The 14,250-nt window shown below is 63.0% G+C and carries 15 protein-coding genes; all 15 read right to left on the bottom strand.

Annotation, left to right across the window (positions count from 1 at the left end; genetic code table 11):
• Positions 1 to 14 precede the first annotated feature (14 nt).
• Positions 15 to 743, bottom strand: coding sequence for a class I SAM-dependent methyltransferase (locus BLU25_RS12835; RefSeq protein ID WP_083369669.1), 729 nt, complete (start codon positions 741 to 743; stop codon positions 15 to 17).
• On the bottom strand, positions 740 to 1,987 hold the full coding sequence (locus tag BLU25_RS12830; protein ID WP_029611697.1) for an NAD(P)/FAD-dependent oxidoreductase: 1,248 nt from the start codon (positions 1,985 to 1,987) through the stop codon (positions 740 to 742). Before BLU25_RS12830 ends, BLU25_RS12835 begins: the two co-directional genes overlap by 4 nt.
• Positions 1,978 to 3,138, bottom strand: coding sequence for a hypothetical protein (locus BLU25_RS12825; protein ID WP_016783217.1), 1,161 nt, complete (start codon positions 3,136 to 3,138; stop codon positions 1,978 to 1,980). Before BLU25_RS12825 ends, BLU25_RS12830 begins: the two co-directional genes overlap by 10 nt.
• Positions 3,135 to 5,465: an MMPL family transporter gene (locus tag BLU25_RS12820; RefSeq protein WP_371836897.1), complete on the bottom strand. Its 2,331-nt coding sequence runs from the start codon at positions 5,463 to 5,465 to the stop codon at positions 3,135 to 3,137. Before BLU25_RS12820 ends, BLU25_RS12825 begins: the two co-directional genes overlap by 4 nt.
• On the bottom strand, positions 5,437 to 6,120 hold the full coding sequence (locus BLU25_RS12815; RefSeq protein ID WP_029611698.1) for an outer membrane lipoprotein carrier protein LolA: 684 nt from the start codon (positions 6,118 to 6,120) through the stop codon (positions 5,437 to 5,439). The genes BLU25_RS12820 and BLU25_RS12815 overlap by 29 nt, the downstream gene beginning before the upstream one ends.
• On the bottom strand, positions 6,117 to 6,542 hold the full coding sequence (locus BLU25_RS12810) for an acyl-CoA thioesterase (RefSeq protein ID WP_016783220.1): 426 nt from the start codon (positions 6,540 to 6,542) through the stop codon (positions 6,117 to 6,119). The genes BLU25_RS12815 and BLU25_RS12810 overlap by 4 nt, the downstream gene beginning before the upstream one ends.
• Positions 6,535 to 8,079, bottom strand: coding sequence for an HAL/PAL/TAL family ammonia-lyase (locus tag BLU25_RS12805; protein WP_016783221.1), 1,545 nt, complete (start codon positions 8,077 to 8,079; stop codon positions 6,535 to 6,537). Before BLU25_RS12805 ends, BLU25_RS12810 begins: the two co-directional genes overlap by 8 nt.
• Positions 8,060 to 8,998 carry an LpxL/LpxP family acyltransferase gene (locus tag BLU25_RS12800; protein WP_016783222.1) on the bottom strand — a complete coding sequence of 313 codons (939 nt, stop codon included), beginning with the start codon at positions 8,996 to 8,998 and terminating at the stop codon, positions 8,060 to 8,062. Before BLU25_RS12800 ends, BLU25_RS12805 begins: the two co-directional genes overlap by 20 nt.
• Positions 8,995 to 9,729: a glycosyltransferase family 2 protein gene (locus BLU25_RS12795; protein WP_016783223.1), complete on the bottom strand. Its 735-nt coding sequence runs from the start codon at positions 9,727 to 9,729 to the stop codon at positions 8,995 to 8,997. Before BLU25_RS12795 ends, BLU25_RS12800 begins: the two co-directional genes overlap by 4 nt.
• Before the next feature lie 167 nt (positions 9,730 to 9,896).
• Positions 9,897 to 11,567, bottom strand: a complete 1,671-nt coding sequence (locus tag BLU25_RS12790) for an AMP-binding protein (RefSeq protein ID WP_016783224.1) — start codon at positions 11,565 to 11,567, stop codon at positions 9,897 to 9,899.
• A complete protein-coding gene (locus tag BLU25_RS12785; RefSeq protein ID WP_083369668.1) occupies positions 11,564 to 12,109 on the bottom strand; it encodes a COG4648 family protein in 546 nt (181 codons plus the stop codon). The genes BLU25_RS12790 and BLU25_RS12785 overlap by 4 nt, the downstream gene beginning before the upstream one ends.
• A complete protein-coding gene (locus BLU25_RS12780; protein ID WP_016783226.1) occupies positions 12,106 to 12,360 on the bottom strand; it encodes an acyl carrier protein in 255 nt (84 codons plus the stop codon). The genes BLU25_RS12785 and BLU25_RS12780 overlap by 4 nt, the downstream gene beginning before the upstream one ends.
• Positions 12,361 to 12,369: 9 nt before the next feature.
• Positions 12,370 to 12,630, bottom strand: a complete 261-nt coding sequence (locus tag BLU25_RS12775; protein ID WP_016783227.1) for a phosphopantetheine-binding protein — start codon at positions 12,628 to 12,630, stop codon at positions 12,370 to 12,372.
• The gene (locus tag BLU25_RS12770; protein WP_016783228.1) at positions 12,605 to 13,417 is read right to left on the bottom strand and encodes a lysophospholipid acyltransferase family protein; all 813 of its coding nucleotides are present in this window, start codon (positions 13,415 to 13,417) and stop codon (positions 12,605 to 12,607) included. The genes BLU25_RS12775 and BLU25_RS12770 overlap by 26 nt, the downstream gene beginning before the upstream one ends.
• Entirely contained in the window at positions 13,393 to 14,112 is a 720-nt protein-coding gene (locus tag BLU25_RS12765; protein ID WP_016783229.1) for a beta-ketoacyl synthase chain length factor, read from the bottom strand. Before BLU25_RS12765 ends, BLU25_RS12770 begins: the two co-directional genes overlap by 25 nt.
• Between the last annotated feature and the right edge of the window lie 138 nt (positions 14,113 to 14,250).

Below are 14,250 nucleotides of genomic sequence, written 5' to 3'. Positions count from 1 at the left end.
AGGGTTTGAATTGATCATTGGGCCTGGCCTGGCAGGGGCTTGCGTGCCACCACGTTGACCAGGGTTTCTTCGCGCTGGCCCACCGGTTTTGGCTTGAACAGGCCAACCCGCTCCAGCAGGCCGAAGTCTTTGGAGCGGCTCCACCACAGGTACGGGTAAGAGACGTTCTGCGCCTCGAATTCAAAGCCCTGGTCGCGGATCATTTCCAGGTATTGCGCCGCGCTTTTCTGCACATGCATGGGGTGACGGAACAACCAGCGGATCACCCAGGTATCGATATAGGCTTCGGTAGACTCGGCAAACAGCAAGTAACCGCCGGGCTTGAGCACCCGGTAAAACTCGGCCAGCGCACGGTCCTGTTGCACCAGATGATGAAAGGTCTGGTGGCAGAACAGGATGTCGACGCTGGCGTCGGGCACGTCCAGTTCGGCGCAGTCGCTGCCGATCAGTTCCACATCAAAGCCCTGGCGCTGTGCTTCTTCGCCGCTCAGCTGCAGGCTCAGCGGGTCGGCATCCAGGCCGATCAGGCGCTGGGGGGCGAAGGTCTTGTACAGGTACTGGAACGATTTGCCCTGGCCGCAACCGGCATCGAGGATCACCGGCGCGGTGGGCAGCGGCTCGCTGAACAGGCTGCGCAGGTCGTTGATGGCCACCCGCAGCACATGGTGCTGCCAGGTGTGGCTGCGCAAGAACCAGAACCCGATGCGGGTTTCTTCGACGTAGGTATCGCTCAGAGGTTTCATGCGGGCTCCGTGGCGCAGATATCCGACAGCATGCGCAATCGGCGCTTGGGTTCGCTGACAAACGGGTTGGTTTCGTCCCAGGCATAGCCGGCCAGGATCGAGCTGATCATGCGCCGGATGTGCGGCGAGCTGCCGGGGTGGAAGATCACGTCCTGAAAGGTCCCGGCGTACCAGCCTTCGACATAGCAACGGAAGGTGTCGACCCCGCGCTTGAGCGGCTCGGCAAATTCGCTTTGCCAGTCCACCGCTTCGCCTTGCAACTGGCGGTGCAGTACACCGGCGGCCATGCTCGCCGAACGCATGGCAATGGTGACGCCCGAGGAGAACACCGGGTCAAGGAACTCGGCGGCGTTGCCCAGCAGGGCAAAGCCGGGGCCGTGCAGGGTTTTGACGTTGGCCGAGTAACCGCCCAGGGTGCGCGCCGGGGTGTCCCATATGGCATTGACCAGCACATGTTGCAGGCTTGGGGTTTCATCGATAAAGCTGCGCAGGCATTCGTCGAGGTTTTCACTACGCCCTTTGAAATGTTCTGCTGCGGCCACCACGCCCACCGAACAACGGCCATTGCTGAACGGGATGCTCCAGAACCAGATATCCCGTTGGGTAGGGTGGGTCGTGATGAGGATTTTGTTGCGATCGAAACCCGGGTGGTCGATGCGGTCTTCAACGTGGGTGAACACCGCCTGACGCAGCGGAAAGTTCGACGGTGCTTCAAGGTCGAGCAAGCGTGGCAGGACACGGCCGTAGCCGCTGGCGTCGAGAATGAAATCGGCTTCGAGCTGATAGCGGCTGCCATCTTCGCGTTCAACCTGCAGCAGCGGTTTTTCCCGTTCAACGTCAACCGTCATCACGGTTTCGCCGTAGCGGATTTCAACGCCCTGCAAGGCGGCCTGATCGGCCAGCAGCTTGTCGAAATCGGCGCGCTGCACCTGAAAGGTAGTGGGTTTGCCGTTGCTGAAGGTGTCGCCAAAATCGAAGGCGCTGTACTGCTCGCCCCAGGCGAAGGCCGCGCCGTTTTTCAGTTGGAAGCCGGCGGCCTGCAGGGCCTCCAGCATGCCCGCTTCCTCGATAAAGTCGATGCAATGGGACAGCAGGCTCTCGCCAATGGAAAAGCGCGGGAAGTGCTGGCGCTCGATGATCAGCACATCGTGGCCCTTGCGTTTGAGCAACGCCGAGGCGATGGCCCCGGAAGGCCCGGCACCAATGACCACAACCTGACGACATTCCATTTCTACTACTGACACAGAGGCTCCTTGCCGGGGACTACAGCCGACTTCAAAGGGGGTTTGTTCATGCCCGCCAGCGCCGGTAACAGCGTGGCGATCAGGCCCATCAGCATCAGCGCAAAGTACAGCGCCGGGCTGATAAGCTGTTGTTGCAGCAGCAGGTTGAGAAACACGATCTCACTCAACCCGCGAATATTGAGTAACAGGCTTTCACGCCATTTACTGGCGCCGGCAAACGACGGCGTGGCCCAGCTCAAGCCGAGCCAGTTGCCCAGCACTTTGCTGAGCATGGGCAACAGCAACAGCGCCGCCAATTGCAGCATGTTGATGTCGCTCAGGGCACTATGCACATCGATCTGCACAATCCCGAAGGCCAGGATCAACGGCACCGCGAGGTGGCTTTGCAAGCGCCCAAGCCACAGGGTCTTTAGCGGCATCACCCACGCGACCTTGAGCCACGCCATGCACAGCAGGTAGCCGACACCGAAAATCAGCGCATTGAGGCGGTAATGCTCGGCCACCACCAGCAGGGCGAAAAAACTCAGGCTGTAGCACAGCGGCTGACGAATCTGCAGGGCGCGCAACAGCAATGGCAGCAAGGCTGCGGCAATGGGCAGCAGCAGGCTGTTGAAATCGAGGCTGCCCTGGGCCAGGCCAAACAGGCTCCAGCAGGTCAGGTCGATAAGGATCGCGCTTTGCACCAGACGCCGGGTGGCCGCAGGCGGGTAATGGATATGGCGCAAGTACAGGTACAACACCGGGATCGCGGTGATGGCAAACACCAGCCCGATGGCCAGTGAACTGAGCCAGGGTTGTTCCGGCAGCAGCCAGACTGCGCAGGCCAGCCCGCAGGCAAACGGCACGGCGAAACTGGGCAGGGCGATTTTCAGGCTCTGGCGATCAAGGCGCAAGTCGATCACATCACTCAAAATGGTCCCCAGCAACAGGGCAAAACCCAGGCTGTACAGGCTTTTTAGCCAGACCGGCGCGATCAGTTGTGCGCCACTGAGCTGCCAGTGCGGTTCGATCCACAGCAGCATCAGCAACGGCAGGCCGATGGACGCCAGCAGCAACTGGCTGACAATCGGGATCACGCCAAAGTGGCGGCCCACCCGGGTAGCCACGGCAAACAGGGCCAGAACCAGCAGCCAGAATGCGGCGATCATCATTGGCGGTGCTCCTGCTTGCCGGCCCAGGGCGCGAGGATAAAGCTGAACGCCAGGCCCAGGCTGACCGCCAGGCCGAAATTGCTGACTGCCGGGGTGCCGGAAACCGCCAGCAGGCCGAACGACAGCCAGGTGGTCAGTGCCGCCAGCAGGGTGCCCAGCAGGCTGACGGCGGCGCCGCCGATTTGCTCGCGCATCAGGATCGCGTAATCGACGCTGATGGCCGTCACCAGCAGCAAGCCGAACAGGCTGAACAGGGTCAGGGGCTGGCCCAGCCAGCCGAGGCTGGCGAGGCTGCACAAGGCCGCCAGCAATGGCAGCGCAACGATACGCAGCGCGCCGCCGAAGCCGAACGGAGCGATCAGCAGCAGCACGATCAGCACGCAGGACAGCAGTTTCAGTTCGGCGGCGCTGATTTGTGTGGCGGCAAATACGTTGTTCAAATCGCCCAGGCGATCCACCAGCTTCACGCCGGGCAAGTCCAGTGCTTGTATGCGCAACAGGCTGGCGCTGTTCAAACCTTGCAGGCTGACCATTGCCGCCACGCCTTCGGCGTTCTTGCCCAGCCACAGTGCCCGCCACGGCTCGGCCAGCGGGCCGCTCAGCGCATCGTCAATCGACTGCCCGGGCAAGGCTTGCAGTTGCGCCAGTTCGGCTTGCAGGGCGCTTTCGGGCACGCCCAGCTCCAGCAGCGGCTGCCAGTGCTGTGGCAAGACGTTGAGGGCGGCGCGTACCTGCTGTTGCTCGACGGGCAGGCTGACCAGTTGGTTGAGGGCCATATAACCCTGCAGCTTGCCCAGGCCGACCAACTGGTCAAGTCGCTCGCTGAGGGCGCGTTGACGCTCCAGCAACTGCTGCTCGTTATCGGCGCGCACCAGGAAAAACTGGCTGGTGGGCTGATAACCCGTGATACGGGCAATCGCCTGGGCTTCAGTCAGCAGCTGGGGCGGCGCGCTGACCCATTGGCGGATGTCGTTCTTGCTGGTCAGTTGCCACACGCCGGCGGCACAGAACGCCAGCAGCAACACCAGCAGCGCCGGGGTGGGGATTTTGTTCAGGAGTGCTTCGCGCATATTGAGCAGGGTTTGCGCGATACGCAGCGGCCATTGCGCAGGGCGCAAATCCACGCCTTTGAGCAATGCGGGCAGCAGGCAGACGGCGCTCAGGTAGGCACCGACAAGGCCAGCGGCGGAGAAAATGGCGATCTGGGTCAGCGCCGGGAACGGCGTAAAGGCCAGGGCCAGATAACCGATGCAACTGGTGGCCAGGCTCAGGCTCAGCCCCGGCAGGGTAAGGCGCAGGGCGGGCCAGCTGCGCCAGGGTTTCAGGCTCCAGCTTTTGGACAGGTAATGCAGCGGGTAATCCACCGCCACGCCGATCAGGCTTGAGCCCAACACCAGCGTCATTACATGCATGCTGCCAAAGAACGCGACGCAGGCTACGGCGCCAAACAGCATGCCCACCAGCACTGGCACAAAGGCCAGCAGCACCCGCCAGCGCCGGAACGCCAGCAGCAACAGCAGCAGAATACCCACGGTGGCGCCGCCACCGACCCAGGTGATTTCACGGCTGGCTTGCTGTTGGCCGCTGGCGGCGTAAAGCAGGCCGCTGGCGGCCAGCAGTTGCACATCATTGTTGGCCGCTTGGGTGCGGCTGTCTTCGAGCAGTTGGGCGACCCGCACGGGCAGCTTCATGTCGAAGGCATTGCCCCGGGTGCGGGCGCGCAGCAGTACCCAGTGTTTGCCGTCGGCCTCGGCGATCAGCGCGCCGCTGCCGATATCCAGTTGTACCGTGCCACGTTGCGGCTGACTGTTCTGGATACGCCCGGTGAGGCCCAGCCAGTCGTCCTGGCTGGGCACCAGGCTGAACCCGCTAAAAGGGTCGAACAACGCTTGCACACGTTGCTGGATAAAAGCCTCGGGGTGTTCGATCAACTGGGTGCGGTCGGCGGCCGAGAGCATGGCCACACGCCCGCGCAGCAGCTGTTCGCGCAGGGCCGGGAGGTCGGCCTGCAGGTCCCACTGGACCTTTTCAAACAGGCCGCTGGCCTGCCATTGCGTGCCCAGTTGCCGGGCCGTGGCGATGGCTTGCTGACGGTCGCTGCTGCCCACCAGTACCAGCATTTCGCGGTTGAGCGGCTCCTGCATGCGTTGCTCGGCGCTCAGCTCCAGCGCGTCCGGCGCGTCGCCGGGCACCAGGTCCATCAAATTGGCCGACAGCGGTGCACCGTGACGCCACTGCCAGCCGGCGAGTGCGAGCACGGCCAGCAGCAGGATCAGAAAGCCACGGGGCAACCAGCGTTCACTGCGCAAAATCGTGCTGCTCCGCATCGCTCAACGGTTGGTTGCTGACGCTGTTGTGCATCTTCAGCTGCGTGCTGTCGCCCTGGGCTTCTTGCAGTTCGATGCGTTGCACCAACTCGCCGCCTTCAATATTGATCTGTTTGAACACTTGCTTGAGCAGCAGGGAGCGTGGAGTCAGCGTTAGCGTCCAGTGATCGGGTATGCCTTGCAGTTGCAGGTCGAAATCCCGTTGCAGGCCGCTGCTGTCGCCTTGCAGCACGGCGAGAAACAGGCGGTTCTGCTCGGCGCCGGCGCTTTTGCCGGGCAGCATTTGCCAGCTTGTCCCGTCGCGGCGGGCGATGCCCTGGGCGGTGATACGGTAGTCCTGCTGCAACGGGGTCTTGAGTTGCCAGAGCAGGCCGTGGTCCCTGGCCAGCACAAAGGTGCCGGTGCTGGTCAGGGGCTTGGGCAGGGCGCGCAGGTGTTTTTCCTGGATGAAATCACCGTGGATCACCTGGGGCCTGGCCAGTTGCTCGCTCAGTTGTTGCAGGTCGAAGGCGTGGGCCATGGGAGTGAATCCGAGCAACAGCACACACCCCAATGTGGGAGCGGGCTTGCTCGCGATGCAGGCGCTGCGCAGCTTCTGCCACACTGCGGTGATGCAATCGCGAGCAAGCCCGCTCCCACAGATGATCGCGTTCATGCCAGCACCCTCGCCACCGCCTCGGTAAAGCACCTGGGCGACACCAGTTGCATCTCCTTGCTGGCAATCTCGACCGCCACTTGCACGGTCACGGCCCGGGTCAGCCGTTCGCCGGTGGCCAGGTCAGTAATCAGGTAATTGACCTTCAAGCGGTTCTCCCACTCCACCAGGCTGGCGCGCACGTTGATCCGCTGGCCAAACGTGGCCCCGCGTACATAGCGCAACTGCATATCGATCACCGGCCACGCATAGCCCGCATCGAGCATCTGCGTGTAGTTGTGGCCGATATGGTCGAGCAGCGCGCAGCGGGCCACTTCGAGGTATTTGACGTAGTGGCCGTGCCATACGACATGCATGGTGTCGATGTCGAAAAACGGCACCAGCACCTCGGTATCAACGTGCAAAACCCCTTTGCTACGCATGCAGCCTCCAGTGTTGTTGGGCGATCCGGCTCAGGCACAGGCGCAGCTCGGCTTCCAGGGCGCGGTCTTCAACCACCGGGGGGAAGTCCCTGGCCAGTTCGGCATGCATCTGCGCCAGCGCTGGCGGCAGCGGGCGGGCGTCTTCGGCACGGCTGCGCAGCCATACGCCCTGATTGGCCGCCAGCAGGGTGGCGGCGGCGACTTGCTCGGTCAGTTCCAGCACGCGGATCGCATCGCGGGCAGCGATGGTGCCCATGCTGACCTTGTCCTGGTTATGGCATTCGGTGGAGCGGGAGAACACGCTGGCCGGCATGGTGTTTTTCAACGCCTCGGCAGTCCAGGCGCTAGTGCCAATTTGCACCGCCTTAAAACCGTGGTTGAGCATCGCCCGTTCTGCGCTGGCGCCCGACAGGTTGCTCGGCAAACCGTGGTTGTAGCGCACGTCCACCAGCAATGCGAGCTGGCGGTCGAGCAGGTCGGCGACGTTGGCTACCAGGGTCTTGAGGCTGTCCATCGCAAAGGCGATATGGCCGCCGTAGAAATGCCCGCCGTGCAGCACACGCTCTTCTTCAGCGTCGATGATCGGGTTGTCGTTGGCGCTGTTGAGTTCGATCTCGATAAACCCGCGCAGCCAGTTCAGGCTGTCGGCCAGCACGCCCAGCACATGGGGCGCGCAACGCAGCGAGTAACGGTCTTGCAGGCGATGCAGCGGCGCGGTCGGGGCGTCGATGGCCAGGTCCTGGCGGATCCACGCAGCAACCTGCATCTGCCCCGGGTGCGGCTTGGCGGCAAACAGGCGCTCGTCAAAGTGCTCGGGGTTGCCTTGCAGCGCCACCACGTTGAGGGCGGTGATGCGCGTGGCCAGTTTGAGCAGGTAGTCGGCGCGGGCATAGGCCAGGCAGGCGAGGCCGGTCATCACCGCAGTGCCGTTCATCAATGCCAGCGCTTCCTTGGGCCGCAGTACCAGCGGCGTCCAGCCCAGTTCGCGGTGTACGTCTGCTGCCAGGCGGCGCTCGCCCTTGAACAGCACTTCACGCTCGCCTGACAGGGTTGCAGCCACATAGGACAGTGGGGTCAGGTCGCCGCTGGCGCCCACCGAGCCCTCTTCGGGGATCAGGGGCAGGATGTCGTGGGCGATAAAGGCCTGCAACCGCTCCAGCAGTTCGATGCGCACACCCGACACGCCGTGGCACAGCGACTGCAAGCGCGCCGCCAGCACAGCGCGGGTGGCCTGGGCGTCGAGCAACTTGCCCAGCCCGCAACCGTGGAAGGTGTAGAGGTGGCGCGGCAAGGCTTCGACGTGCTCCAGCGGCACGGCCACCACGCAAGAATCGCCGTAGCCGGTGGTCACACCGTAGATCACGCCTTCCTTGTCCAGCAGCGAGTCGAGAAAGCGCGCGCCCTTGGCGATGCGCTCGCGGTAGTCGGCGTCGTCCTGCAAACGGGTCGGCGCCTGACGATTGGCCAGGGCCAGCACGTCTTCAATGCGCAACGGGGTTTGGCCGAAGGTTACTGGCTCATGCGGATGCGTCGTCATCGGTCTTCCAGAATGGGTAGAAATTGAACCATTGTTGCGGCGCTTCAAGGCAGTAGTGCCCCAGGCGTTCGGCGTAGCGAGTGGCCCAATGGGCGATCACCTGCTCGCGGTCGCTGCGCCGCCAGAGTACGGCGTCGGTAAAGGGCTCGAGGATCACCCGGTAACGCCCTTCATGTTTGAGGCAAAACATCAGGTTGACCGGGCACTTGAGCAACCCGGCCAATAGCCACGGGCCTTGTGGAAAGAGCGCCGGATGGCCAAGGAAGTCGACCTCGATATTGCGCCCGCCATGCAGCGGCACACGGTCACCGGCAATCGCCAGCCATTCGCCATTTTCCAGGCGCTGATTGAGTTGCAGCATGACCGCCGGGTTGAGCTCGCTGACCTGGATCAGGCGCAAGTGGCTGGCCCCGGCTTCGCCCAGCAGACGGTTAAATTGCTCGGCGTGGCGGGTGTGCACCAGTACGTTCATGGTCACCTGCTCGCCCAGCTCGGCGAGGGCGCGGCACACTTCGAGGTTGCCCAGGTGCGCGCCCACCAGCATCTGCCCGCGTTCGCCGCGCAACTGATTGCGCAGCAGGGCGGGGTCGACGATTTCGATGTCTTCGATCTTGAGGCGGCCGTTCCATACATCGAGTTTGTCGAGCAGGGCATCAGCGAACGCCATGTACTGCCCGAACACCCGCCAGCGGGTAGGGCGCAGTTCGTTGCGCCCGCTCCAGTCGGCCAGCCGCTGCTGGTAGAGCCAGCTGCTGCGCCGGGCGCGTTTGCCGAACAAAAAGAAGTACAGCACGATGGCGTACAGCACCGGGCTGAGTACGCGCCGGCCCAGCAGCTTGATGCCGAAGGCGGTGAGCTGCATCAGCCGGAAACTGCCGCGCTCCTTGTGGTCGGCCCAATGCTCACGGGATTCGCTCATGCTTTGCAGCGCCTCCAGAGGATGCTCGGCAAGCGCAGCAACATGCCGAAAAACAGCTTGGTGTGCATGCCGGAAATCAGCGCATTGTCATGGAACAGGCGAAAGTGCGAGAGGCCGTCCCGGGGGTAATGCACCTGGGTCGGCAGCCAGCGCATGGGCTGGTTGCGCCACGCCAGGCGGACCAGAATTTCGGGGTCGAAATCCATGCGCTTGCCCAGTTTGACCGAGTTGATCAGTGCCAGGCTCGGCGCCAGCGGGTAAACACGAAAGCCGCACATCGAGTCGGGAATCTGCAGCGACAGGCTGTTGATCCACACCCATACATGGGTCAGGTAGCGCGCATACAGGCGGCCCTTGGGCACACTGGCGTCGTACTGTGGATAACCGCAGATCAGCGCTTCGGGGTTTTGCTGCGACACTTGTATGAATGTGGCGACGTCACGCAGGTCGTGCTGGCCGTCGGCGTCCACTTGCAGGGCGTGGGTGAAGCCCAGGCGCGAGGCTTCGCGCAGCCCTGCCATCACCGCCCCGCCCTTGCCCTGGTTCACGGCCAGGCGGATCAGGAAGATGTTATCGCCCAGGGCCAGGTGTTCGAGCACGGCAGCGCAGGCGGGGCTGCTGGCGTCGTCGACCAGCACGCAGGGCAGGCCGGCAGCCAGCAGGGCGTCGACCACGGCGGGCACGGCGGTTTCGTGGTTGTACACCGGGATCACGGCGCAGGGGTTATGCATGGGCAGATATCTCCAGGCCGATGCAGGCGCTTCGTAGCAGCTGCCGAAGGCTGCGTCCGGTGGCGTAGCCGCCGTAAAGTCTGGTGCCTTGGTTTTTCAGGATCATCGTGCAAGCCGGTTTACGATTGCTGCGCAACCGGACGCCGCCTTCGGCAGCTGCTACGGGATTATCCACAGACGGCCTCCAGGACGATGCGGCCACTGGAACAGGGCGCCGTGGCGTTGCGGTAGGCGAAGTGCAACTTGCTGCGTTCAGGGTCAAAGCTCAGGGTCAGTTCAAGGGTGTCGCCGGGGCGCACCAGTTGCTGGAACTTGAGCACTTCCATACCGGCAAAACGCGGCGGCAGGTCGAGCAGTTGCTGGCCCAGGCTGATCGCCCAATCCACTTGCACCACGCCCGGCAGCACCGGGGTCGTGGGGAAGTGGCCGCTGAAGTACGCCAGATCCGGCGGAATCGACAGGTTCACGGTCCATTGCCCGTCACATTCGACCTGGCTCAGTATTTCGGGGGATTTCGGGCGCGGTGCCAGCAGTAATGCATCGACCTGCGCCTGGGGCAGTTTGCCCTGACTGGTGAGCGGCAGCTGACGCAACAAACGCCAGCGGCGCGGCAAGGCCAACGCTTCGCAGTGCTGGCTCAGGTGCTGGCGCAGAGTCTGGGTCAGGGTGCGACGGCCCTGTTCACGCAGGGCAAACAGGCCGCTTGCACTGAGCACCAGCAGGGCGCCCAGTGAGGCGCGGTTGTCATGGACCACGCCCAGGCGAGCTTCGGCGACCCAGTCATGCTTGACCAGGGCCTGTTCCAGCATGGGCAGGGAGATGCGTTTTTCTTCGAGTTTGACGATGCGATCCAGCCGCCCAAGCAGCTCAAAGCGCCCATCTGCTTCAATGCGGGCCGCATCAGCCGTGTGTTCCACATGGCCTGTGGGCAAGTAGGCAGAGGCGATGATCAGGGCGCCGTCTTCGCTTTGGCTCAATTGCACATCGGCAAAGGGCTGCCACAAGTTCTGCCCCTGACGCCAGGCGATGCCGCCGGTTTCCGAGCTGCCGAGGATCTCGGTCGGCCACTGGCCCAGGCGTTCGTGCAGGGCTTGTGCCGCCTCTTGCGGCAGGGCGCCCCCTGAGGAAAACACCCGGCGGACCGGGCTTAGCGCTGGCCAGTCGAGGTTGTCGGCCATGCGCTTGAGCAAGGCCGGGCTGGCGACCCAGGCAAAAGCAGGGTGCTCGCGGCTGGCGCGTTGCATGTCTTCAGGGAAGGCCAGTTGTGTGCGCACAAAGCTGCGACCTGCGCACAATGGCCACAGCACACGGAACAACAGCCCGTAGATATGCTGCGCCGCCACACTGGCGATAATGCACGCATCACCCAGGTCCGCGCCCCACAGTTGCTCCAGTGCCTGAACTTCGTTGGCCATCTGGCGCAGGCTTTTGTCGATGCGCTTGGGCTCGCCGCTGGAGCCCGAGGTGCAAAGGCTCAGCCGGCACAGGTCCAGATCCAGTTCGGCCGCAGGCAGGGCCTCGGCGTACAAGGCTTGCAGTGCGTCGCCTTGAGTTATCCACAGATCGACCTGGCTGTCCCAGCGCAACCGGGTTTGCGCCTGCAGGTCAGCGGGCAGCAGCACGCTGACCCCGGCCCGCCACGCACCTAGCAAGGCCACGGCCAGTTCGGCAGCGTCTTCCAGGTGTACGGCAATGTGCTGCACGCCGCGTTGGCGCAGGCCACCCGCCAGGCGCAGGGCCTGTTCACGCAACGTGGCGTGGTTCAACTCGGGGTCAACCGTGACCCGGCGATCCGTGTACCCCTTGAGCAACAGCTGCTCAAGTTTTATCCAATTCATGCCCGGCCTCTTACCTTTTGTCGTATCAGCCATTCAATGGCAAACAGCAGCCCCATCAGCGCGTAGGCGATCAGGCCGTTGTACAACGTCCACCAGCTCAGCGGCGCCCACAGCGTAAGGCCCGCTGCGACTAACCCGTTAAGCATGAAAAACAGGCACCAGACCTTGGTGACCTGCCGTGTGTAAACAATTGCAATGTCGGGCAGCACCGGCTCGTGCAAACGCGCCAGGCGCTCGATCATCGGTGGTCCGAATTTCAGGCTCAGGCCAAACAGGCCGAGCATGAAGGTGCTGATAAGCACCGGGTACCAGCGCAACAATGCCGGGCTGTTGAACAACGCCAGCAGGGCGCAAAACACCAGTGCAACCACCGCCATCCACACCCCGCCGGGGCGTCGCTCGCCGGTCAGGGCGCGGGCCAGCCACAGGCTGCCCAGCAGCAGGGCGAACTGCCACGGCGCGAAATGGGCCATGCCGAAATGCACCGCAAAGGGGTACAGCAGGCCAGCCAGCAGCAGGCCAAGGCCAATCAGCCGACTCATGCGTCAGCGTGAACCAGACGGTAAACCGCCTCGACCACGTCATTGACGGTGCGCACCGATTTGAACTCTTCTGCGGCGATACGCTTGCCGGTCTTGCGCTTGATATGGTCGATCAGATCGACGGCGTCGATGCTGTCGATTTCCAGGTCCAGGTACAGGTTGGCGTCCAGGGTGACGCGCTCGGGTTCCAGTTCAAAGAGTTCGACCAGTGCGTCGCGCAGGGTGTTGAAAATGTCGTCACGGTTTTGCATGGTTCGGTCTCAGGCTGCCTGTTTGGCGGTGACAAAAGCCGCAAGGCTGGCCACGTTGGAAAAGTGATTGCGTGTGTCTTTGGCGTCGGCATCTATCTTGATGCCGTAGGTTTTTTGAATCGCCAGGCCCAGCTCAAGCGCATCGACCGAATCCAGCCCCAGGCCGTCGCCAAACAGGGTCTGCTCGTCGCCAATGTCGCTGACGCTGATGTCTTCCAGGCCCAGGGCATCGATGATCAGCTGTTTAATGTCGTTTTTCAGATCGCTCATCTGTGGCGAGCTCCTTAATAAAATAGTCATGCACGAAGTCATTGAGCAGGCGCGAAGCTTTGGGCGGCGGGCCTAGCGCGCTAAAGGTCTGTGGATCTATATCGGCACCTACCCGAAAACTGAAGTGCACGCGCCGATCGGGTATGCGGTACCAGGGTTCGGCCTTGGTCAGCGTGGTGGGGCTGACCTTGATCACCACCGGGGTGAGGATCTTCGCACCCCGCAGGGCAATCGCGGCGGCCCCGCGATGAAAGGCGGGTGCCTGGCCCGGCTGGGTACGCGTGCCTTCCGGGAAAATGACCAGGGTCTGGCCTTGCTGCAATGCGCCTGCGGCGTTGTCGAGCATGTCGACGCTGCCATCATTGCTGATGTATTGCGCGGCACGCACGGGGCTGCGGGTAAACGGGTTTTGCCAAAGGCTTTGTTTGACCACGCAATTGGCATTTCTCACCAGGCCAATCAGGAAAACCACGTCGATAAGCGACGGGTGGTTGGCGATGATCATCTGGCCGGGCCGCCCGAGCCGTTCGGCACCTTGTACGTCGTAGGTCAGCACACCCATGCGCGTCATGGTCTGGATAAACAGCCAGAACAGGCGGCTGATGGTAAAACGGGCGCGCTCGCGCTGACGCATGGCATCGCCCGGCAGGCAACTGAGCAGCGGGAAAATCACCAGGCGCAAGCACAGGCAACCGATGCCGAAGAGGGCAAAGCTGATGGCTGTGGCGATCAAACGCCAGGCGTAAGCATCCCGACGGGCGCTCACAGGCTGCGTTGCCAGTTCCACACGCGGTTTTTCCAGGTGTGGTGGAATGACGTCTGCTCATCGAACAGATGGCACAACAGGTTCAGGGCATGGGGCCACCGGGCCTTGTCGGTGCTTGCACCGCCGCTGGCCAGTGAAACCTGCCATTGCTCGCCCGGCGTCAGCAGCAGGCCTACGGCATAAGCGAAGGGCACGTCATCGATCCAGTGGGCATAGGCGTCGGGCGGCTGTTCTTCGGTAACAATCAGCAGTACGGCAGGCGCACCTTCATTGAGCAAGGCACAGGCTTCGATCAGGCCATGCTCCAGGCCGTCCCCGGCGGCGGCAATTGCGGTCATTTCGCTGGTTTCGCCGCGCATGATCGACCACAGGCCGATCACGGCGTTATGCACCGAGAGGCTGAACTGCGTGGGAGACAAGGGCTGGTCGGCCGCCAGGTCGCTGAGGATGTCAAACGTGCGCGGGGTTTCACCGTGACGCGAGGCAAAGACCAGTGGCAACGCTTCATGGCCTTCGGCCAGTGGCCAGCCGACGCTGAATGCCATGCGCGCCAGGCGGCTGAGGCGGCGGCGTTGCATGGCGGGCAAAAACGAGACGTCGGGGGCTGCGTTGCTGGGCGCGAGTACGCCGGGTCGCTGGCTCCAGGCCTGCCAATCGGCCACGCTGTCGAGGCCCGGTGCCCAGGCACGCCACGCGGCGATATTGAAATTGATCACTGGAGTTTCATCCCGCCCTTGCGGGCTTCCTTGATGCGACAGTGGGCACCGATCGGCGCCACACTTGATACAGAATGGCGACATTATCCCGGTGCAGTTGGTTCGTAGCAAATTTTGCTTACATTTGGAGTATGTTTT

It is taken from the genome of Pseudomonas fragi (assembly GCF_900105835.1).
Lineage (GTDB): Bacteria > Pseudomonadota > Gammaproteobacteria > Pseudomonadales > Pseudomonadaceae > Aquipseudomonas > Aquipseudomonas fragi.
Note: the sequence above shows the minus strand (reverse complement) of the source record. Positions and strands in the feature narration are given on the sequence as shown.